Genomic DNA, 20,980 nt, shown 5'->3' with positions numbered 1-20,980 from the left:
GACCCCACGAAAAGCGAGCACCGCAGGTTGCCCGTAGCGCAGCGAAGGGACGCCCACAGCAGGGTCGCCTTTCTTTTGCTTCCTTTTCTTTGGCGAAGCAAAGAAAAGGAAGTCGCCCGCCGGGGCGAGTCCCGGCCCCCACCCTCAAACCCGCAAACACGGACAACAACAAACCACCCCCGTACCAGAGGAGCCCAACGTGCTAACCGTAAAAAACATCCACCAGTACTACGGCGGCTCCCACATCCTCCGAGACGTCACCCTGCAAGCCCAACTCGGCAAGGTCACAGTCCTCCTAGGCCGCAACGGCGTAGGCAAAACCACCCTCCTCAAGTCCTTGATGGGCCTGGTCCCCATCAAAAGCGGCACCATCGAATTCAACGGCACCCCCATCCAAAAAAAGACCCCCTACGAAAGAGCCAGATCAGGCATGGGCTTCGTCCCCCAGGGCCGAGAAATCTTCGCCCGCCTCACCGTCGAGGAAAACCTCCGCATGGGCCTCGCCTACAAACCAGGCAGCACGCCCATCCCTCCGGAGCTCTTCGACCTCTTCCCCGTCCTCAAGCAGATGCTCAACCGCCGAGGCGGCGACCTCTCGGGCGGCCAGCAGCAACAACTCGCCATTGCCCGCGCTCTTGCACCGAAGCCCAAGCTCCTCATCCTCGACGAGCCCACTGAGGGCATCCAGCCCAGCATCATCAAGGACATTGGCCGCGTGATCCGCATGCTCGCGGACCGTGGCGACATGGCGATCCTGCTGTGCGAGCAGTACTACGACTTCGCACAAGAACTCGCCGACGATTACCTGGTGATGGAGCGCGGCGAGGTCATTGCCCGCGGCCTGGGCAAGGACATGGAAGCACAAGGCGTGCGCCAGATGGTCGCAATCTGACGCTGACCGCTGATCCTTGTCAACGCACGGGCGGTTCCGCAGTGGCCATCCGCTCGCGCGCCAGCTTCGCAAACGCCTGCAACTCGGCTGCGTTCAGATCCGACACAGCCCACACTTGCATGCCGTCCTGCGTCCACTGCACCAGGTTGTAGCCTCGTCGCACAAGCATCCGGGGCGGCTTCGCCTTTTCGTTCGAGGCAGGCCAGATGAAGAGGTTGACGATGTGCTGGCCTGATCGATAGACCAGCGCAGCGACGGGCCTTCCTTCGATGTAGTCGAGGCGCCCGCCGATCAGCGGCTGGCCCTCGGCGGCGAGGTCGACCACCGGCGGCGAGAAGTCGAGCTTGCCGGCAAACCAAGGCTTGACGGTGTGATGGTCCGACGACGCAACGTCGGTGAGATGCGCCGCCATAAGGGAACGCACGTGGCTGTCGGCGACAGCGTCGTCGAGCGACTCCGCAGCGGGTGCGAGCAGCAGAGCAAACGCGAGGCTCCATGCGGTGGCCGCACCGGCTCCGAAAAGCGCGATCGCCTGCAGCCATCGCCAGGAACGGGCCGTCGGCTGCCGATGAGCCATCGGCTGCACGTCCGAATTGCGCAGTTGCGCGCGGATCCGATCTGCAAGCGCTTGGGGCGGTGCATGCCGGGTGGCTTCGCGCCGGATCAGCAAGCCGAGTTCGTCGTCTTCAGGTGCTTGCATCGCGCTGGGCTCCAGGTTTCGGGGCGGGTGCTTCTTCACGCAGCGCGTCTCGCAGAAGGGCGCGGGCGCGCGAAAGGCGCGACATCACGGTCCCGGCCGGAATCCCGGCGATGCGCGCGATTTCTTCATACGACATCTCTTCCAGTTCGCGAAGCACGATCACCTCCCTGAGCGGCGGCGCGAGCGCCTCGATGGCGGCGTCGACGCGGCGCCCGAGCGCGCGGCGTTCCCATGAGATCGCCGGATCGCCGCCGTCGCGCGGACGCGATCCGATGCCGGCCGCGTCCACGCCGCTGTCACGCACTTCGTCGAATTCGACCTGATCGGCGAGATGACGGTGCTGGCGCATGGCGTCATAGCAGGCGTTGCGCACGATCCCCAAAAGCCACGGCCGCGCGCTTTCGCCGCGCAGGTCGTCATAGAAGCGAAACGCGCGCAAGCAGGCCTCCTGCACCGCGTCCTCGGCTTGCTGGTCGTCGCGCAGCAGCCAGCGGGCCAGGTTGTAGGCGGCGGGCAGGTGCGGCAGGGCCGCGGTCTCGAATCGGCGCGTGCGGTCGTTCAACGAAGTCCTTCCCCTGCATGACGGACGGGGTCGGCGATTTATTCCGGAGACTTTTCAGGGAATAGGCGAGGGCTTCGGGCCGTCATGCGTGATGGCGATTCTGTTCCTTCTCGCCCTACTTAGGAGTCCCTTCATGAAACCATCCTCGATCCTCGTCGCCGCGCTGACGGCACTGTGCGTGGCGGCCTCCGCCACTGCTGCGGGCCCCAAGGCCTATGTCGGCAACTTCAAGGACAACACCGTCAGCGTCATAGACACCGCGGCCGGCCGGGTCGTCGCGACGGTGCCGGTGGCTACCGGACCGGACGGCATCGCCGTCGCGCGGGACGACACGCAGGTGTTTGTCAGCGGCTCGGGCGCCACCAGCCTGAGCGTGATCGACACCGCGAGCGACAAGGTCACAGGCACAGTGGAGGTCGGCAAGGGGCCGCAAGGCGTGGCGCTGACGCCGGACGGGCGCTGGCTGCTGGTCGCAGTCAACGGTGAGGACCGCGTAGCGGTGGTCGACACGAAGACGCACGACGTCGCGGCCACGGTGCCGGTGCCCAAGCCGCACACGATCGCGGTTCGGCCGGACGGACGACAGGCCTATGTCTCTTCGCAGACGCCCGGCAACTTCGCGCTGGTGGTCATCGACCTGCCGTCGCGTGCAGTGACGACCAGCGTGCCTGTCGAAAAGACGCCGCGGGATCTCGAATTCAGCCCTGACGGCAAGGCGCTGTATGTCACGCTGGCGGGCGTGAGCGCGGTGCAGGTGTTCGACCCGGCATCGAACAAGGTGATGGGAGAGATTCCGACCGGCATATCGCCGCACGTGGCGCACCACTTCGCGGACACGCGTTCGGGCGTGGTGGTGGTTCAGGGGCCGGGCGAGCTGATGCTCTTCGACCCGGCCACGCGGACGGCCACCGGCAGCGTCTCGGTAGGCAAGCAGCCGCATTGGGTGGATGTGCTGCCCGACCACGCGAAGGTGATGGTTACCAACGAGGGGTCGAATGACGTGAGCGTGGTCACGCTGGCTGGCGGGCCGGTGGCGACGATTCCGGTCGGTACGGCACCGCGCAAGGTGGCTGTGCAGCACGCGGCTGGCGGCGGCGCAACGGCCAAGGTGTCGATCGACAACTTCGCTTTCGGGCCGGCGCAGTTGGTGGTCGCGGCCGGGCAGCGCGTGACGTGGACAAACCACGACGGCGCGCCGCATGGCATTGCCTTTGGGGACGGCGCACCGGGTACCGATCTGATGCTGCCGGGGCAGGATTTCAGCCGCACCTTCTCGAAGGCGGGCGTCTACGACTACGTCTGCTCCGTGCATCCCTACATGACGGCGCGCGTCACGGTGAACTGAGCCTCGGTCCGCGGCGGGGCGATCGCGCACGCTGGCATCGCGGACGCGCTACGCTCTGGGCTGCTTTCACAGCCCGAGACCCGCCATGTCATTGCGCCCGTCCGTTCGCCCATCGCCACCCGGGAGCGCCGCGTGGATCAATTGACCGCTCTCATGGTCGAGCACGCGGTGGCGGTGGTGTTCATCGCCACTTTCGTCTCGCGGATCGGGCTGCCCTTGCCGGCAGCGCCCTTGCTCGTGGTGGCCGGCGCTCTGGCCGCTGCGGCGCAGCCGCTGGTGGTCGTGGCGCTGGTGGCGGCATCTTGGCTGGGCAACGTGCTGGGCAATGGGGTCTGGTTCTACGCGGGCCGGCTCTACGGTTATCGCTTCATGCGCCTTCTCTGCAAGATCTCGGTCTCGCCCGATTCCTGCGTCCGCAGCAGCGAAACGATGATCGGGCGCTGGGGCGGCCTCTCCCTGGTGGCGGCCAAGTTCGTGCCGGGCGTGTCGGTGGTGGCACCGCCGATGGCCGGTGCGCTGGGCATGAGCTCGCTGCGCTTTCTCGCTTTCGAGACCGCCGGGGCGCTGATGTGGACCGCGATTTTCCTGGCGCTCGGCTGGCTGTTCCGCGACCAGATCCAGTCCGTGCTGGACACGCTTTCAGAGGCAGGCGGAGTCGCTGTCGTTGCATTGGTGATTGCGCTGGTCGTGTTCGTGGCGTTTCGCTATTGGCGGCGTCGCGTCATGCTGCGTCTCACAGGGTTGCCGCGGGTGACCGTCGGTGAATTGCTCGGGTTGCTGGAGGGCGAGCCGCCGCCGATCGTCATCGACGTGCGGGGCGAAGGGGGCGTGCAGGTCGACCCGAGGCGCATTCCGGGTGCGCTGCCGATCTCGCTCAAGGAAATCCAGCAGCGGCGAGCCCGACTGCCTTTCGAAGGCGATGACCGCGAGATCATCCTGTATTGCAGTTGCCCCAATGAGATTTCGGCCGCGCTCGGTGCGCAGGCACTGCTGGCGCGCGGGATGAAGCGCGCCCGCCCGCTTGCAGGCGGTCTCGAAGCCTGGGTCGAGGCTGGGCACCCGACCCTGCAGTACTGATCAGCGCTCGTCAGTGCCCCTCAGTGCCCCTCGGTGCCGAGTGGCGGCGCAATCTCCTCGAGCGGCTTGCGCTCCGCATCCACCGCCCAGCGCAGCGCCATCAGGCCAGCCACGATCACCAGCACGGCCCCGAATGCGTAGCCCGCGGCGACGGCGCCTCGGCTGCCGGTTTCGATCAGCGCACCGAACAGCACCGGCGCGACGAAGCCGCCCGCGCCGGTGCCCACCGCATAGAAGATCGATATCGCGACCGCGCGCATCTCCAGCGGAAAGACTTCGCTGACCGTGAGATACGCGGAGCTGGCCGCGGCCGACGCCAGGAAGAACACGGCCGACCAGCACAGCGCCTGGCTGCGCGCATCGAGCCAGCCCTGCATGAAAGCCCAGCCCGTGAGCGCCAGCCCCACACCCGAGAGCACATAGGTCAGCGCAATCATCCGGCGACGGCCGACGCGGTCGAAGAGCGGCCCCAGCAGCAGCGGCCCCAGCACGTTGCCAAGCGCGAACGGAAAGATATAGAGCCCGACCTTGCCTTCCGCGACCCCATGGAAGCGCGTCAGCACCAGCGCGTAAGTGAAGAAGATGGCGTTGTAGAAGAACGCCTGCGAAATCATCAACGCCATCGCCACCATGCTGCGCTGGGGGTATTTCCGCAGCAGGACACCCGCCACTTCGCGCCAGCCGGGGCGGGCGCCGCCGCCAAGAGCCACATGGCCGGCAGCGGCAGGCAGGGGACCATGTTGCGCCGCCACTTGCGCTTCGATCTGCTGCACGATGAGTTCGGCCTCAGCGGCGCGGCCATGCGTCATCAGCCATCGCGGGCTTTCCGGCACGTCACGCCGCACGAGCAGGATCGCCACCGCCAGCACAGCGCCGAGCGCGAAGCCGGCGCGCCAGCCCAGCACAGGGCCCAGCACGCGCGGATCGAGCAGCCACAGGCTCAGGCCTGCGCCCAGCGCCGCACCGATCCAGAAGCTGCCATTGATCGCCAGATTGACGCGGCCACGCACGCGCGCCGGAATGAGTTCGTCGATCGCGGAGTTGATGGCCGCGTATTCGCCGCCGATCCCCAGCCCCGTCGCGAATCGGCACACGGCGAAGAAGATGAATCCCGGCGAGAAGGCGGTGGCCAGCGTGGCGACCGCGTAGATCACGAGCGTGAGCAGGAAAAGCCGCTTGCGCCCCAGCCGGTCGGCCAGCCTGCCGAACACCAGCGCACCGATCACTGCGCCGCCGATGTAGAGCGACCCGGAAGCGCCGATCTCTGCCGCGGTGAGCGCCAGCGTGTCGGACCGCTCCAGCACACTGCCGATGGAGCCGACCAGCGTGACTTCGAGCCCGTCGAGCACCCAGGCCACGCCCAGCGCGATGACCACGCGCCAGTGCCAGCGCGACCAGGGCAGGCGGTCGAGGCGGGCCGGGATGTCGCTGCGCGCGGAGTCCATGTCGGCTTCGGTCCGGCCGCGTCCTTCTACATCGCCCAGATGCGCGGCGACTGGCCGGGCAGCTTCCAGAGTTCGGCGCGCCAGGCCATCCAGATCTTGCGCAGCAGTTGCATCGCGGGTTCGACCACCGGCGCGAGCGCGCGAACGACGATGATTTCCGCATGCGGGCTGGTCGCGCCGGCGCTTTCCTGCAGCGCGTGCCCGTCGATCAGCGATCGTGCGGCGTCCAGCGCAGCCTCGCGCCGCTCGCGGGCAATTGGCGAACCGGCGACGAAGAAGATCGACGCAATGCAGCGATTGCCCGCAAAGCCCACAGGGCTCTGAAGCAGCCGATGGTCGGATGCATCGATGCGTCCGCGTTCGAGCCAGACCCCCGGTGCTTCGATGTGCTGCTGCAGCGTGCCTTGCTCGAAGGGCTTGCCGGCGTTGGGCAACCCGAGCGCGGTGACATCCCAGCCGATCAACTCGGCGCCGGGCGCAGCGCGCAGCATCAGCCGGTTTTCTGCACGGCAGCCGCTGAAGCAGATCGCTTCGAGCGGCAGCCATTCGAGGCGTGCGCCGGCGTCCAGCGCCAGCTCGGTGCGTTGCAGTGCGAGCTCGCCATCAGAGCGGTAGAAGCGGCTTGCGCCGGGTGTGGTGATCAGGCCATGGCTGCCGGGTGCGGCGCGCACACGGATGTCCAGCGTGTCGCCGCCCACCAGCCCGCCGGGCGGATGGACCAGAACGTTGTGGCAAACGGCGTCGCCCTCCGGATAGAGGCTCTGGAGAATGCGCAGGGGGCCGTTGTGAGCGAATCGCGCAACGCTGCGATGGTTTTCAAGCTGATAGTCGAGTTCGAGACGCGCGTGCCATGGCATGAACGCGAGTGTAGGGGCAGCGTGACGCTACTCGCCTCTGAGAAGGCGGCGAAGCTTGCCGCGAAGCGGGGTCTCTTCCCTGCGCGGGGGAACGCCCAGCTTCTGCGCCATGAACTCGCGCGTGCCGCCATTGCGCAAGTCGACCTCGCGCACGACCTGGCCCGCCTGATAGACGAAGGCCACGTCGGCGAGTTCGAGCACGTCGTCGATGTCGTGGGTGATCATCAGCACCGGAATACCCCACTCGCGGCGCATGACCGCGAGGTCCTGGCGAACACTGCTGCGCAGCATTGGATTGAGCGCGGCGAAGGGCTCGTCCAACAGCAGAACCTGCGGCCGGCACGCCAGTGCGCGAGCCAGCGCCACCCTTTGCTGCTGGCCGCCAGAGAGCGTCCGGGGCCTGCTGTCGGCCATGGCGGACAAGTCGAAGCTTCGCAGCAGGGCTTCGACACGGTCGCTGTCTTCACGCGACATTCTTCGGTGGCGCCAGGAGGTGAGCCCGAATGCGACGTTGTCGCGCACCGAGAGATGCGGAAACAGGGCGTAGTTCTGGAAGAGATAGCCGATGCGGCGTTCGGGCGCTGGGATGTCGATGTGCCGCGTCGAATCGAACAGCGTGCGCCCATCCAGCCGCACATGGCCGCGAGCCGGGTGCAACAGCCCTGCGATCGCCTGAAATGTGAGCGACTTGCCTGCGCCCGAAGGGCCGTAGAGTGCCGCGAAAGGAACATCCGTCGCGAAGCGCGCGGCAAGATCGAAACGCCTGGCGTTGTCCGTGACAGTCAGTTGAAGATCGACATCGATCACGGTTTGCCGAAGCCGTATCGCGCCAGCGTCTGCTGCGCAGGGTCTGTCGAAAGGAAGGCGATGAAATCTCGCGCCAGGCTCTTTTCCTTGCTGTCGGCGATGACCGCGACCGGATAAGTCACCGGCGTGTGGCCGGTCGCAGTCAGCACGACCTTGACCTTGTCGCCCATGACTGCTGCATCAGTGCGATAGACGAATCCCGCTTCGGCCTCGCCCCGGCTCACGTAGTCGAGCACCTGGCGCACGCTGTCGGCCTGAACGAACCTGGGTTCCAGCGAGGTCCAGAGATGGGCCGCGTCGAGCACTTCCTTGGTGTAGCGGCCCACGGGCACCGTCGCCGTCTTGCCGATGGCAATTTTCTTGACGGCGGCGCCGCTCAGGTCCTGCAGCGACTTGATGCCCACGCCTTCCTTGGCCGGTTCAATGAGGACCAGACTGTTGCTTGCGAAGTTCTTCCGTGTCGCAGCGTCGATCAGCTTCTGGTCGGCGGCGCGGTTCATGGTTTCCTGATCCGCGCTGGCGAACACATCCACAGGAGCGCCCTGGCTGATTTGCTGCAGCAGCACGCCCGAAGCGGCGAAGTTGAACCGGACCGTCGCGCCCGGCTTGCTGGCCTCGAACTTCGACCCGAGTTCCTTGAATGCATCCGTCAGGCTTGCGGCTGCCGACACGGTGATCTGCTGGGCGGCGGCGTCCAGCGGGAGGGCCAGTGCCAATATGACCGCGGTGACGGATGCGGCGAAACGTGACAGATGCATGGGTGCGACTCTTCGAATTCAGCGGAGGGAGAAGAAGCGGTTGGAAAGAACCAGCACGGTGATCGACAGCAGCGACGTGATGACCACCAGCACCAGCGCAAGATCGTCGTTCCCGGCCTGGGCTGCGTCGTAGATCGCCATTGAAAGGGTCTGCGTCTGCTTCGGAATGGAGCCGGCCACCATCAAGGAGGCACCGAACTCACCCATGGCTCGTGCGAATGCCAGCAGGGTGCCCGCCAGGATGCCCGGCCAGGCAAGCGGCAGAGTCACGCGCACAAAAACCGAAAGCGGTGACTGCCGCAGGGTGCTGGCGGCGGCTTCCAGCGAGCGATCGACGCCATTGAACGCCGCACTCGCGGACTTGAGCACCAGCGGCAACGCCACGACGGCCGAGGCTACGACGGCTCCGTGCCAGCTGAAGATGATGGTGTAGTCGAAGTGCTCGCGAAGCCAACTGCCGAGCGGACTGCGCCGCCCTGCGGCGACAAGGATGCCGTAGCCGATCACGGTCGGCGGCAGCACGAGCGGCAGCATGAACAGCGCTTCGAGCAGCGTGGAGCCCGGGAACTGCTTGCGCGCAAAGACCCATCCGAGCGCCACGCCGGCCAGCAGGGCCAGCAATGTCGCGAATGCAGCGACCTTCACCGACAGCACCAGCGGTGACCAGTCCATCGAAGCAAGCAGCGAGGTCGTCGTGTTCATTTGGGAATGACGGCATTGTTGCACGGCGGTTCTGCAAGCGTCAAAACACTATGGCCGGCCTCAATGCTCGGTCGCCCTCATATCCTGAGCGATACAGCGAAACGGGTTTTGATCGCTGCCGATCGCGCCGTTCGTGCAATTCATTGCGCCAGCAGGCGCGTCAAGGCAGTGATGTCCGCCGCAGCCGCCACGCGCGCCGTGCTCTCGATCGCGCGGTAGTGCCGCACGAGCTGTTCGCCGACGGGGGTGAGCGCCGTTCCGCCGCCATGGGTGCCGCCAGCGGCCGTGCTGACCGCCGGCGAACTGAGCGCGCGGTTCATCTCGTCGATCAGCATCCAGGCGCGTCGGTATGACATGCCGAGCTGGCGTCCGGCAGCCGAGATCGAACCGGTCTCCGCGATGGCTTCGAGGAGGGCGATCTTTCCGGGGCCTATGGCGATGCTGTCGTCCCTGTAGATGCGCAGGCGGAACTGCACTTTGGATTTCATGCTGGGGAGGTTAATCGATCACGCGTTCAGGTCTTCCACGCCCCGACGTGCGCCGCGCTCGCCTCGTCGATCAGCGCCGGGCCGATACATTCGATCGGATGCGGTGACGAGCGAAACACATCCCGGCACGACAGTTCGGCGTCCCGCTGGTCGCCGTGCTCCCCGCGGAACACGCGCAGTCGCTCGGCGTCGATGCCGAACACCACGCGGCCGATGCTCGACCAGAAGATAGCGCCCGCGCACATCACGCAGGGCTCGCCGGACGAGTAGAGGGTTGCGCTGGCCAGTTCGTCGCGCGACAGCTTGCGTTCGCCCAGCATGCGCACCGCATTGGTTTCGGCGTGACCTGTCACGTCGCCGGTTTCGGCCGTGTTGCAGAAGGCTTCAGCCAACACCTCGCCGGCGGCGGAAACCACCACGGCGCCGAACGGCCGGTTGCCCCGCCGCCGCGCCGCATGCGACCAGACGATGGCTTTGCGGAGATACCGCCCGTCGCGTTCGTCGAGCGGGGTTTCAGGAGGAAAGATGTCTTTGTTGGGTGCGCTCATGTGCGAATGCTACGTTCAGTGCGCGCAGGCAGCATCGAGCTGTTGAAAATGGCATCTGCCGAGGGTTTGCTTTTCAGGCCGAACACGTCGGCCACTTCGTCGACTTGCTGTTCGAGCGTGAGCTTGCGAATGGCGCCGAGCCCGTCGGCCCGCGCGTCCGCCGCGCCCACGTACTGAGCGGTGATGCCCCAGCGGTCGAGTTCAACCTTCGCATCGAGGATGGGCTCGCGCTGCCGCATCGCGGCAATGCTCGGCGCCGGGTTCGCGAAGGTCTCGACGATTGCGCGGTTGGTCGCGCGCAGAAAAGCGGCCACCGCCTTGGGGTTCTGCGCAATCAGATTGCTGCTGGCGAGGATGGCGTTTCCGTACAAATCGACGCCCGCAACCGAATACTTCAGCACCGAGAGTTCGTCCATCTTCATGCGCGCGAAAAGCGACACGGCCGAGTCATGGAAGTACGTGGCCGCATCGACGTCGCCGCGCACCATCACGTTGTCGCGCGCGCTGAAGTCGGTGGTCTGCCAGAGCAATGCGTCGCTCCTCATGCCTTGCTTGCGCGCGACCAGGGGCCACGCGCGGCGCGTCGACTCCACCGCTGCGGCGGCAACTTTCTTGCCTTGAAGGCTCTTGAAGTTGTCGCCGACGCCGTGGTCCTTGCGGCCGATGATCACGAACGGTGCGCGGTTGTAGTACTGATAGACCGCCTGCACCATGGGTGTGCCGGGGTTCTGCGCATTGAACTCGATCAGCGAGCTGATGTCGCCAAGGCCCAGTTGGTAAACGCCGCTTGCGATGCGCGTGATCGAGGCGACCGAGCCCGCACCCGTGTCGATCGTCACGTCCAAGCCTTCGTCCTTGTAGTAGCCCTTGGTCTCGGCGAGGAAGAAGGGCGACGTCTGGCCATTGATGCGGAAGTCGAGCGTGAACTTCAGCGGGGTGAGCTTCGAACCCTGCGCGAACACAGAGGGAGCGGCGAGGGCGGCGGCCCCGGCTGCGCAGGAAGTGAAGAAGGTACGGCGTTGCATGACGGGAGATCTCCGGAAAGTCGTGGGTCTTGATCGCCCGTCTCGCGGCGGGTCGCTTCAAGAGCAATTTCCGGGCGGCGCATGCGTGAGATGCGTGCGCAGCTGAACGCTTCTACTCTTGGAAGTGTCATTGCATGACGCGTGCCAGCCGAACACGGCGGAATGCGGGCCTGCAACTTGCGTGAGAAGCTGCGCAGAGTAGAAGCGTTCAGCCCGGCGCGCCTGGAATCACAGGCGGCTTGCGGTGGGAAATTGCTCTTTCATGGTCGTCTGTGCGCACACCCGAAGGAGTCTTTTCATGCTCGTCACGCAACAACCCGTCTTCCGCAAGTTCTGGCATGCCGTCATGCCACTGGCAGACCTGCAGCAGGGGCCGAAGCCCTTCACGCTGCTGGGCGAAAACATCGTGCTCTTCCTCGACGCCAAAGGCGAACCTGCCGCATTGCGCGATCGCTGCTGCCATCGCACCGCAAAGCTTTCGAGGGGCTGGTGCGTCGACGGCGAGGGCAAGTCTTGCGGGCAGGGGGCGCTCCAGTGCGGCTATCACGGATGGACGTACGACCGGAGCGGACAGGTGATCCGCATCCCGCAGTACGAGCCCGATCGGAAGATCTCGCCCGACTACAGGACCACCGCCTACCACTGCACTGCGCGCTACGGCTACGCGTGGGTGGCGCTCGAAGCGCCGATCGCGCCGATTCCGGACATCCCCGAGTTTGACGATCCAGCCTTTCGCACGATCTTGCAGTTCCATGAAGAGTGGAAGACCAGCCCCATGCGCGCGCTGGAGAATTCCTTCGACAACTCGCATTTCAGCTTCGTACACCGCGCGACTTTCGGCGTGGCGGCCAGCCCGCAACCGAGCAAGTACGAGCTGATCGAGAAAGACAACGGCTTTTATGCGGAGACCGTCATCCAGGCGGCCAACCCGGCGAAGTTCCATGCGATCAGCGGCGTCACGGATCCGATCACCACGCGGCACATGCGCAACGCCTACTTCCTGCCGTTCTCACGCCGGCTCGACATCGAGTATCCCTCGGGCATTCGCCACATCATCATCAACTGCTTCACGCCCATCGACGATGGCCGCATGCAGCTGTGCCAATGGCTGTTTCGCAACGACACGGAAGCCGATTGCCCTGCTCGGATGCTCATCGACTTCGACGAGGAGATCACGCGCGAGGACAAGGACATTCTTGAATCCACCGACCCTGATGCGCTGGTCGACACGCGGCGCCGCGGTGTCGAATATTCAATGGAATCGGACCGGCCGGGGATGCTGATTCGCAAACACCTGATGCAGTTGCTCGCCAGGCACGGCGAGGCCGAAGTGCATGGCTGAAGTCCGCCGGGTCGCTACCATGCTGGCTGGACCATCAGGAGACCTCCATGAGCATCACGGTACGCCGCGACGGCATTACTGGCACCCGGCACATCGTCAAGATCCGTGCGCACGAGATTCCGATCGATGCCGCGCCATCGGCAGGCGGGCACGATGCGGGGCCTTCGCCGCATGACCTCTATGACGCATCGCTGGGGGCCTGCAAGGCGCTGACGGTGCTCGTCTACGCGCAGCGCAAGGGCATCCCGGTAGAGGACATCGAGGTGATCGTCGACCGCGACGACGCCCAGGAGCGCCAAGGCACTTACCGGCTCGACACGTCATTGCGAGTGACGGGCAATCTCAGCGAAGAGCAGCGCGCCGAGTTGCTGCGCGTGGCGGCCAAGTGCCCGTTGCACCGGCTGATGACCGAAGTCAAGACCGAGATCGAGACGCGCCTCGTCTGACGGAAAAGGGCGCTGCGGAGCCGGAAGTTCAGCCGACGACCACTTCGCTGATCTGCATCGCCGGCTTCAGGTCGGTGTAGTGCGCGACATCGGCCATGATCTCCTTCGCGTGCGGGCCGAAGGCCGCCTGGAAAGCTTCGACCGAGTCGCAGAAGATGTGGCACATGCCCACGTACACGGGCGGCGCGCCGGGTGCGCCGCCGGCGATGCCCTTGTCGATCGTGTAGGACTTGCAGGCATCGCCCATCAGTCGCTTGAGCATCGGCATGTGCGAGTCACGGTAGTAGTCGTGGTCGAACCGGGCGCCGGGGGAATGCGGGTACATGACGCTGACTTTGATCATGAGGGTCTCCTGTGTGCAAGCAGGCAAGCATAGGAGATGCCGCTCACGGCGTCGAGTGTCATTCAGGTTCAGTCACTCGCTCACTCATTCTGCGAACCGCGATGCGCCCACGCCGTGGTGTGCTTTTCAAGCGCGCTGAAGACCTCGTACATCCCCATCGCCATCGCACCCACCACCATCAGGCCCGCAAAGGCCAGGCCCATCTGCATCGATGATCCGGCGGAAATCAGCAGGTAGCCGATGCCTTCGTTCGCGGCCGTCATCTCCGAGACGGTGGTGCCGACGAAGGCCAGCGTGATCGCGACCTTGAGCGAACCGTAGAAATACGGCAGCGATCGCGGCAGGCCGATTTTCACCAGCACGTCCCAGCGCTTGGCGCCGAGCACGCGCAGCACGTCTTCCAGCTCCGGTTCAAGCGTCGCGAGGCCCGTCGCGATGTTGACCATGATCGGGAAGAAGCTGATGAGAAACGCCGTGAGGATCGCCGGCCCGATGCCGATGCCGAACCACACGACGAGGATCGGCACGAATGCCGCCTTGGGCAATGCGTTGAAGGCCGTCATCAGCGGATACACCGCCGCATACGCAATGCGCGAACTGCCGATCACGAAGCCCATCAACACGCCAACCGCGATGGCGATGCCGAAGCCCGCCATCGTGACCCAGAAGGTGCGCCACGCATGGGCCGCGATGATTTCCTTGAATTCCCAGAACTGCGTCCAGATGCGCCAGGGGCTCGGAAAGATGAATTCCGACACGCCAAAGCCTGAGCAGATGACCTGCCACAGCACGATGACGGCGACCAGCAGCAGCCAGGGCGACCAGCGTTCGATTTGCTTCTTGTTTTTCATCCTGTCCTGCGGGCTTTCACTGCGGGGCTGTGGCGGGCGCTTGTGCCGTCGCCGGGGTGGTGCTTCGGATCGCGCCGATGTGGCTGCGCAGCTCGAGCACGATGTCGGTGAACTCCTTGGTGTAGGTCAGTTCGAGTTCGCGTGGGCGGGGCAGGTCGATGTGGCGCTTCACGACGAACCTGCCGGGGCTCTTGCTCATCACGTACACGGTGTCGGCCAGAAACACCGATTCGCGCAGATCGTGCGTGACCAGAATCACGTTGAACTGCTGCTCCGTCCAGAGGTCGCGCAGGATGCACCAGAGCTCCTCCCGCGTGAAGGCGTCCAGCGCGCCGAAGGGCTCGTCGAGCAGCAGCATCTTGGGTTCGTGGATCAGCGCACGGCAGATGCTCGCGCGCTGCTGCATGCCGCCGGAGAGCTGCCATGGGAACTTGTCCTCATAGCCGCCAAGCCCGACCTTCTGAAGCAGCCGCCTTGCGCGCTCCGCGTATTCCTTGCGCCTGGCCTTGAAGGTCGAGCGGTAGGGTTCGACGATCTCGAGCGGCAGCAGCACGTTGTCCACGGTGGTCCGCCACGGCAGCAGCGATGGCGCCTGGAAGGCCATCCCCGAAATCTTGAGCGGGCCCGTGACAGGCGCGCCGTCGATGCGGATCTTGCCCATCGAGGGCATCTTGAGACCCGTCGTCAGCTTCATGAAGGTCGACTTGCCGCAGCCCGAGGGCCCGACGATGGCGATGAATTCACCGCGGTTGACCTTGAGGTCGATCGCCTCGACTGCGAAGTGATTGGCGCGCAGCAACTCTTCGTTGTAGGCGAGCCAGACGTCCTGGAAATCGACAAAGGGCGTGACCAGGGGTGTGGTGTCCGCCCCCTTCATTGACCCCTTCATTACTTGCGAAGAATGTTGAGATCGGTGGACGTGGGCAGCATCGAACCGTTCCACACCGCGTCGGGGTTCACGCGGGTCTTGGTGCCGAAAGCGTCCGACACCTGCGAGGCCATCAACGCGAGACGGCCGGTATTGATTTGGCCGAAGCCCTCCGCACGTGCGTCCGGCGTGTTGACCACGGTGTCGATCGCGAGCTTGAGGCGGCGCGTTTCGAGTTCGCTGTTGACGATGCCGTCGCGGGCCTTGATGGATTCGATGGCCACGGCAGGATTGGCGATCACTTCCTTCGCGCCCTTCGTGAAGGCCACGAGGAAGGCTTTCACCGCGGCGGGGTTTTCCTTGATGAGCTTGGGCGACGCGATGATGGCGTTGCCGTAGAGCTTCACGCCGAAGTCGGGATAGGGGAGGATCACCACGTCCGCCGTCTTGGCGCCACGCGCTTCGAGGTTGAGCAGCGAGGTGAAGGTGAAGCCGGTGATGGCATCGATGTCGCCGCGCATCAACATGGTTTCGCGCAGCGTCGGGTCCATGGCGGTCCAGTTCACCGCGCCGATGTTGTTGGCCTTGGCGAAGATCGGGAAAGAGCGGCGGCCGGCATCGAACACGGGTGCGCCGAGCTTCTTGCCGGTGAGGTCGGTGGGCTTGGTAATGCCGCTCTTCTTGAGCGCCATGACCGAAGCGGGTGTGTTGTTGTAGACCATCATCACCGCGACGGGCTTGTTGGGGCTGTCGGGGTTGTTGGCGTGAAACTCCATCAGCGCCGCGAGGTCGGCAAAGCCCATGTCATAGGCGCCCGAAGCCACGCGCGTGACGGCGCCGCCCGAGCCATTGCCGGCGTCGACAGTGACGTCGAGCCCGTTCGCCTTGAAGTAGCCCTTGGCCGCCGGATGCGTGAAGAAAGCGCCGGGTCCCTCGAAGCGCCAGTCGAGCTGGAACTTGATCGGTGTCGTCTCGGCGTGGGCGACGCCCAGGCCGAAGCTGAGTGCCGAGGCGGCGAGGAAGGACTGAAGCAGTTGGCGCTTGTTCATGCAGAGATTCCGTGTTTTGGTGAATGCACGGAATTGAAGCAAAAACGATGCCTGCACGCACTTGGTGCGAACCCTTTCAGTGAGCCACGGCCACCAGACCGGTGGCTCCGTGCCGATGGCTCCCGCCCACCGGATAGCAGGCAGTACCAGTGCCTACCTGGACGAGTTCGCGTTCGCGACCGCGAGCGCCGTCATGTTGACCACCCGCCGCACAGTGGCCGAAGGCGTCAGGATGTGCGCCTGACCTTCGGCACCCATGAGGATCGGGCCGACCGTGACGCCGTTTCCGCCGGTCATCTTCAGGACGTTGAAGAGGATGTTGGCGGCGTCCAGGTTCGGGCAGATCAGCAGGTTGGCTTCGCCCGTCAGCGGGCTTTCGGGCAGGGCTTTGCGACGTACCTCTTCGGACAACGCGGCATCGCCGTGCATTTCGCCGTCGCATTCGATGTCGGGCGCCATCTTCGCGAACAGGTCGCGTGCCTGTCGCATCTTGCGGGCCGATCCGCGCTCGGAAGAGCCGAAGTTCGAGTGCGACAGGAATGCCACCTTGGGCGGCAGTCCGAAGCGGCGCACTTCCTCCGCGGCCATCAAGGCGATGTTTGCGAGCGTTTCGGCGCTTGGATCCTCATGCACGTTGGTGTCGGCGATGAACAGCGTGTACTTCTGCAGCGTGAGCGCATTCAGCGTCGCGAAGCCCGGTGCGCCGCGCTTCAGGCCGAGCACGTTGTGCAGGATGCGCAGGTGGCTGTCGAATCGACCCACCAGCCCGCACAGCATGGCGTCCGCATCGCCGAGGTGGACCATCAGCGATGCGATGGTCGTATTGGAGCGGCGCACCATGGCTTTCGATGCCTCTGGCGTGATGCCGCGGCGGCCCATGATCTTGTGATAAGCCTCCCAGTAGGTCCTGAAGCGCGGATCGTCTTCAGGGTCGACGCAGTCGACGTCCGTGCCCAGCTTGATGTGCAGGCCTGCCTTCTGGATGCGTGATTCGATGACCGCCGGGCGGCCCACGAGGATGGGCTTGGCAAGACCTTCGTCGACAGCCAGCTGAGCGGCGCGCAGCACGCGGTCATCCTCGCCTTCGGCAAAGGCGACGCGCTTCGCAACCGCGCACTTGGCCGCCGTGAACACGGGGCGCATGAACATGCCGGTCTGGTAGACGAAGCGTGTCAGGTGCTGGCGGTAGGTTTCCAGGTCTTCGATGGGGCGGGTAGCCACGCCGGAGGCTTGCGCGGCCTTGGCAACCGCCGGCGCAATGCGCAAAATCAAGCGCGAGTCGAAGGGCTTGGGAATGATGTAGTCGGCGCCGAAAGCGAGTTCTTGGCCGGCATAAGCCGTGGCGACTTCTTCGCTGATGTCCGCCTTGGTGAGTTCGGCAATCTCGCGCACGCAAGCCAGCTTCATTTCTTCCGTGATCTTGGTGGCGCCGCAGTCGAGTGCGCCACGGAAAATGTACGGAAAGCACAGCACGTTGTTGACCTGATTCGGATAGTCCGAGCGGCCGGTGGCGATGATGCAATCCGGCCGAACTTCCTTGGCAAGTTCGGGCCTGATTTCGGGCTCCGGATTGGCAAGCGCCAGGATGATCGGCTGGCTGCCCATGCTCTTGACCATGTCTTGCGAGACCACGCCGGGCGCCGAGCAGCCGAGGAACACGTCCGCACCCTTCATGACGTCCGCCAGCGTGCGGGCGCCGGTGTCTTTCTGCGCATAGCGCGTCTTCGAATCATCGAAGCCACCGGGCCGGCCGACGTAGATCAGGCCCTTGGAGTCGACAGCGTAGATGTTCTCGCGCTTGGCGCCCAGGCCCACCATGACGTCGAGGCACGCGATGGCGGCCGCGCCGGCGCCGGACACTGCAATCTTGACGTTCTCGATCTTCTTGCCGACAAGCTCGAGACCGTTGATCAGCGCTGCGGCGGAGATGATGGCCGTGCCGTGCTGGTCGTCATGAAACACGGGGATGTTCATGCGCTCGCGCAGCTTTTTCTCGATGTAGAAGCACTCGGGCGCCTTGATGTCTTCAAGGTTGATGCCACCCAGAGTGGGCTCGAGCGCGGCAATGATTTCGACGAGCTTGTCGGGGTCGTTTTCAGCAAGCTCAATGTCGAAGACGTCGATGCCGGCAAATTTCTTGAACAAGCAGCCTTTGCCTTCCATGACGGGCTTGCTGGCGAGCGGGCCGATGTTGCCGAGTCCGAGCACGGCAGTGCCATTGGTGACGACGCCGACGAGATTGCCGCGAGAGGTGTATTCGGCCGCAAGCGACGGGTCGGCCTCGATGTCCAGACAGGGATAGGCGACACCAGGGGAGTAGGCCAGGGACAGGTCGCGTTGGTTCAGGAGAGGCTTGGTGGGCGATATCGAGATCTTGCCTCTGACAGGCGAGCGGTGATATTCGCGTGCTGCATCGCGCAGGGCCTCTTCGGCGGGGGAAAGTGCGTTGGCCATCGGGTGTCTCCTTGCTTCTTGGCTAAGAGAGAGGCTAACCCAAACTTTGGTTCGTGAGGGGGGAATGGGGGTGGTAGTTGCTCTGCTTTTTTTCTGGATTATTCATCTGTGGAACGAGGGAGGGTTGGGTAGGGCGAGTGGGGCGTTGGTGAAGCGGGGGTGGGCCTTTTGGGGGGCCGCCCGGTATGCAGTGTGGGCTGTGGCGACCCCGCTGTGCCGGTCCTTCGGACTTCCCTGCAGTGCTCACGTCGGGCGGGGTCCGCGTGAAACTCGCTGCGCTCAAACACACGCGGCCCTGATCCGCCCGACGCTCCGCGCTTCGGCGGCACAGAAGGGTCGCCACAGCCCACACCGCATACCGGGCTCAGTGGTTGTGCGGCTGATGCGCGCGTCTCGAACGTCCATGGCCTGCGCGCTGGTGACGGCGATGGCGGCGGACAAACTACCCCCAACCTACCAGCGGAGGCGGGTGGTGTGCCCTGGGCCGGCCGTTGAGGCACCGCCGAGCAGCGCAGCGGTACGCGGATCAGGGCTGCGCGTGTTTGAGCCGTAGGCGAGTTTCGCGCGGACCCCGCGTACCGTGAGCAGCGCAGGGAAGCCGCGCAGCGGCCGGTGACGTCGGCCGGCCCAGGGCACACCGCCCGCCTCCGCCACCCCCCCCCATCAAACTCTTCGAAGAGCCTCAAGAAGCCACGGCATGCTGCGCCATGGCCTCGAGCGCCCGCACCAGCGCTGAATGGTCTTCCTGCCCATGGCCGAGCGCCACACAAGCATTCATGAGCTGTGCCGCACTGGCGGTCTGCGGAAGTGCCACGCCGATCGATCGCGCGCCTTGCAGGGCCAGGTTCAAGTCCTTCTGGTGCAGAGCGATCCGGAAACCGGGTGCGAAGGTTCGCTTGATCATCCGCTCGCCATGCACCTCCAGGATGCGCGACGACGCGAAGCCGCCCATCAGGGCCTGCCGAACTTTGGCAGGATCGGCGCCGGCCTTCGACGCGAACACCAGTGCTTCGCCGACTGCCGCGATGTTGAGCGCCACGATGATCTGGTTGGCGACCTTGCACACCTGGCCATCGCCGACGCCGCCGACCAGCGTGATGTTCTTGCCCATCTTTTCGAGGAGGGGGCGGACGCGGCCAAAGCTTGCTTCGTCGCCGCCGCACATGATCGTGAGGCTTGCTGCCTTCGCGCCCACTTCGCCGCCGGAAACCGGTGCGTCGACATAGCCGCATCCAAGGTCGATGATCCGGCGGGCGAAGCCCTTGGTTGCGATCGGATCGATGGAACTGCAGTCGACGACGATCTTGCCTTTGGACAGGCCCGCCGCCACGCCGCCTTCGCCGAACAGCACCTTCTCCACGTCGGGCGTGTCCGGCACCATGATGAAGACGATATCGGCTTGCCGCGCGACTTCGGTTGCCGAAGCGCAAACCATCGATCGCGAGGCGAAGGGCTCTGGCGTGGTGCCGCGCGTGTTCACATAGAGCTGATGACCCGCATCGAGCAGGTGGGCCGCCATGGGCGCTCCCATGATGCCGAGACCGATGAAGCCGATTTTCTGTGCGTTGCTGTTGGACATGTCTTGAAGATCCCTTGTGGCCTCATGGCCGTATTGCCTTGTGGGTCAGTGAGCGAGCGCCGAGCGCCATCCGAGGCCTTCGACGGTCGTGCCGCGCGGCTTGTATTCGCAACCGATCCAGCCGGAGTAGCCCAGCGAATCGATGTGATTGAAGAGCCACGGATAGTTGATCTCGCCCGTTCCCGGCTCGCCTCGGCCGGGGTTGTCGGCCAGCTGGATGTGGCCGATGCGCGTGATGTTCTTGGTCAATGTGTTGCCGAGTTCGCCTTCCATCCGCTGCGCGTGATAGATGTCGTACTGCAGCAGCAGGTTGGGCGAGCCGACCTCTTCGATCAACGACAGCGCCTGGTCGGTTCGGGTCAGATAGAAGCCGGGAATGTCGAAGCTGTTGACGGGTTCGATCAGCAGCCGGATGCCCGCGCTCTGCAGTTCGTTCGCCGCGAAACGCAGGTTGTCGACCACTACCTTGCGTGCGTCGGCGGATGTCAGGCCATCGGGCAACTTGCCGAGCAAGCAGTTGACCTGCGGGCATCCAAGCGCTGTCGCATAGTCGATGGCGCGTGCCACGCCTTCGCGAAACTCCGCGGTGCGATCGGGGTGGCAGCCGATGCCGCGTTCGCCGCCTTCCCAGTTGCCTGCTGGCAGGTTGTGCAACACCTGTTCGAGGCCGTTGGTGCGCAGTGCAGCGGCCAGGTCCTTTTTGTCGTAGGCGTATGGGAACAGGTATTCGACCGCCTTGAATCCCGCCTTGGCAGCGGCTTCGAAGCGCTGCATGAATGGCAGCTCGTTGAACAGCATCGTCAGATTGGCTGCGAATTTGGGCATTGTCTTGTCTCCTCGGG

Annotated in this window: 22 protein-coding genes; 5 read left to right on the top strand and 17 right to left on the bottom strand. The window is 64.9% G+C overall.

Annotation, left to right across the window (positions count from 1 at the left end; translation table 11 throughout):
- Positions 1-199 precede the first annotated feature (199 nt).
- Positions 200-892: an urea ABC transporter ATP-binding subunit UrtE gene (gene urtE, locus AC1DMA_RS19015; protein WP_478145188.1), complete on the top strand. Its 693-nt coding sequence runs from the start codon at positions 200-202 to the stop codon at positions 890-892.
- A 19-nt stretch (positions 893-911) separates the two neighbouring features.
- On the opposite strand, the gene AC1DMA_RS19010 is transcribed toward urtE, so the two are convergent.
- Positions 912-1,592: an anti-sigma factor family protein gene (locus AC1DMA_RS19010; RefSeq protein WP_478145187.1), complete on the bottom strand. Its 681-nt coding sequence runs from the start codon at positions 1,590-1,592 to the stop codon at positions 912-914.
- Positions 1,579-2,154 carry a sigma-70 family RNA polymerase sigma factor gene (locus tag AC1DMA_RS19005; RefSeq protein WP_478125610.1) on the bottom strand — a complete coding sequence of 192 codons (576 nt, stop codon included), beginning with the start codon at positions 2,152-2,154 and terminating at the stop codon, positions 1,579-1,581. The genes AC1DMA_RS19010 and AC1DMA_RS19005 overlap by 14 nt, the downstream gene beginning before the upstream one ends.
- A gap of 133 nt (positions 2,155-2,287) precedes the next feature.
- Between AC1DMA_RS19005 and AC1DMA_RS19000 the strand changes: the two genes are divergently transcribed.
- Both AC1DMA_RS19000 and AC1DMA_RS18995 read left to right on the top strand, forming a co-directional pair.
- A complete protein-coding gene (locus tag AC1DMA_RS19000) occupies positions 2,288-3,499 on the top strand; it encodes a YVTN family beta-propeller repeat protein (protein ID WP_478145186.1) in 1,212 nt (403 codons plus the stop codon).
- A gap of 132 nt (positions 3,500-3,631) precedes the next feature.
- Positions 3,632-4,576, top strand: a complete 945-nt coding sequence (locus AC1DMA_RS18995; protein ID WP_478125612.1) for a VTT domain-containing protein — start codon at positions 3,632-3,634, stop codon at positions 4,574-4,576.
- Positions 4,577-4,596: 20 nt separating this feature from the next.
- On the opposite strand, the gene AC1DMA_RS18990 is transcribed toward AC1DMA_RS18995, so the two are convergent.
- From AC1DMA_RS18990 to AC1DMA_RS18955, 8 genes are all read right to left on the bottom strand, one after another.
- A complete protein-coding gene (locus tag AC1DMA_RS18990; RefSeq protein ID WP_478145185.1) occupies positions 4,597-6,021 on the bottom strand; it encodes an MFS transporter in 1,425 nt (474 codons plus the stop codon).
- A gap of 26 nt (positions 6,022-6,047) precedes the next feature.
- Complete coding sequence (locus AC1DMA_RS18985; protein WP_478145184.1) at positions 6,048-6,878, bottom strand: urease accessory protein UreD; 831 nt, start codon at positions 6,876-6,878, stop codon at positions 6,048-6,050.
- Positions 6,879-6,905: 27 nt separating this feature from the next.
- The gene (locus tag AC1DMA_RS18980) at positions 6,906-7,685 is read right to left on the bottom strand and encodes an ABC transporter ATP-binding protein (protein ID WP_478125615.1); all 780 of its coding nucleotides are present in this window, start codon (positions 7,683-7,685) and stop codon (positions 6,906-6,908) included.
- Positions 7,682-8,443: a molybdate ABC transporter substrate-binding protein gene (modA, locus tag AC1DMA_RS18975; protein WP_478145183.1), complete on the bottom strand. Its 762-nt coding sequence runs from the start codon at positions 8,441-8,443 to the stop codon at positions 7,682-7,684. The genes AC1DMA_RS18980 and modA overlap by 4 nt, the downstream gene beginning before the upstream one ends.
- 18 nt (positions 8,444-8,461) lie before the next feature.
- On the bottom strand, positions 8,462-9,145 hold the full coding sequence (gene modB / locus AC1DMA_RS18970) for a molybdate ABC transporter permease subunit (protein WP_478145182.1): 684 nt from the start codon (positions 9,143-9,145) through the stop codon (positions 8,462-8,464).
- 140 nt (positions 9,146-9,285) lie between these two features.
- Entirely contained in the window at positions 9,286-9,633 is a 348-nt protein-coding gene (locus tag AC1DMA_RS18965) for a winged helix-turn-helix domain-containing protein (protein WP_478145181.1), read from the bottom strand.
- A 26-nt stretch (positions 9,634-9,659) separates the two neighbouring features.
- Positions 9,660-10,181 (bottom strand): nucleoside deaminase, encoded by a 522-nt coding sequence (locus AC1DMA_RS18960; protein ID WP_478145180.1) that lies wholly within the window; start codon positions 10,179-10,181, stop codon positions 9,660-9,662.
- On the bottom strand, positions 10,178-11,206 hold the full coding sequence (locus tag AC1DMA_RS18955; RefSeq protein WP_478145179.1) for an ABC transporter substrate-binding protein: 1,029 nt from the start codon (positions 11,204-11,206) through the stop codon (positions 10,178-10,180). The genes AC1DMA_RS18960 and AC1DMA_RS18955 overlap by 4 nt, the downstream gene beginning before the upstream one ends.
- A gap of 298 nt (positions 11,207-11,504) precedes the next feature.
- Here AC1DMA_RS18955 and AC1DMA_RS18950 point away from each other — a divergent pair, with 298 nt between their 5' ends.
- Entirely contained in the window at positions 11,505-12,548 is a 1,044-nt protein-coding gene (locus AC1DMA_RS18950; protein ID WP_478145178.1) for an aromatic ring-hydroxylating dioxygenase subunit alpha, read from the top strand.
- 47 nt (positions 12,549-12,595) lie between these two features.
- Positions 12,596-12,994 carry an OsmC family protein gene (locus tag AC1DMA_RS18945; protein ID WP_478145177.1) on the top strand — a complete coding sequence of 133 codons (399 nt, stop codon included), beginning with the start codon at positions 12,596-12,598 and terminating at the stop codon, positions 12,992-12,994.
- Between the two features lie 28 nt (positions 12,995-13,022).
- On the opposite strand, the gene AC1DMA_RS18940 is transcribed toward AC1DMA_RS18945, so the two are convergent.
- The 7 genes from AC1DMA_RS18940 to hyi form a co-directional block, all read right to left on the bottom strand.
- Positions 13,023-13,337 carry an EthD family reductase gene (locus AC1DMA_RS18940; protein ID WP_478145176.1) on the bottom strand — a complete coding sequence of 105 codons (315 nt, stop codon included), beginning with the start codon at positions 13,335-13,337 and terminating at the stop codon, positions 13,023-13,025.
- A gap of 80 nt (positions 13,338-13,417) precedes the next feature.
- Entirely contained in the window at positions 13,418-14,188 is a 771-nt protein-coding gene (locus tag AC1DMA_RS18935) for an ABC transporter permease (RefSeq protein WP_478145175.1), read from the bottom strand.
- Positions 14,189-14,204: 16 nt separating this feature from the next.
- Positions 14,205-15,065, bottom strand: coding sequence for an ABC transporter ATP-binding protein (locus AC1DMA_RS18930; protein WP_478125625.1), 861 nt, complete (start codon positions 15,063-15,065; stop codon positions 14,205-14,207).
- Positions 15,066-15,076: 11 nt separating this feature from the next.
- Entirely contained in the window at positions 15,077-16,105 is a 1,029-nt protein-coding gene (locus AC1DMA_RS18925) for an ABC transporter substrate-binding protein (RefSeq protein WP_478145174.1), read from the bottom strand.
- Positions 16,106-16,258: 153 nt separating this feature from the next.
- On the bottom strand, positions 16,259-18,559 hold the full coding sequence (locus AC1DMA_RS18920) for an NADP-dependent malic enzyme (protein ID WP_478125627.1): 2,301 nt from the start codon (positions 18,557-18,559) through the stop codon (positions 16,259-16,261).
- Positions 18,560-19,241: 682 nt separating this feature from the next.
- The gene (locus tag AC1DMA_RS18915; RefSeq protein WP_478145173.1) at positions 19,242-20,138 is read right to left on the bottom strand and encodes a 2-hydroxy-3-oxopropionate reductase; all 897 of its coding nucleotides are present in this window, start codon (positions 20,136-20,138) and stop codon (positions 19,242-19,244) included.
- A gap of 45 nt (positions 20,139-20,183) precedes the next feature.
- A complete protein-coding gene (gene hyi / locus AC1DMA_RS18910; RefSeq protein ID WP_478145172.1) occupies positions 20,184-20,963 on the bottom strand; it encodes a hydroxypyruvate isomerase in 780 nt (259 codons plus the stop codon).
- Between the last annotated feature and the right edge of the window lie 17 nt (positions 20,964-20,980).

The sequence above is a fragment of the Variovorax sp. 05N34 genome (assembly GCF_056397405.1).
The sequence above is the reverse complement of the archived record's forward strand: the minus strand, read 5'-3'. Positions and strand labels throughout refer to the sequence as shown.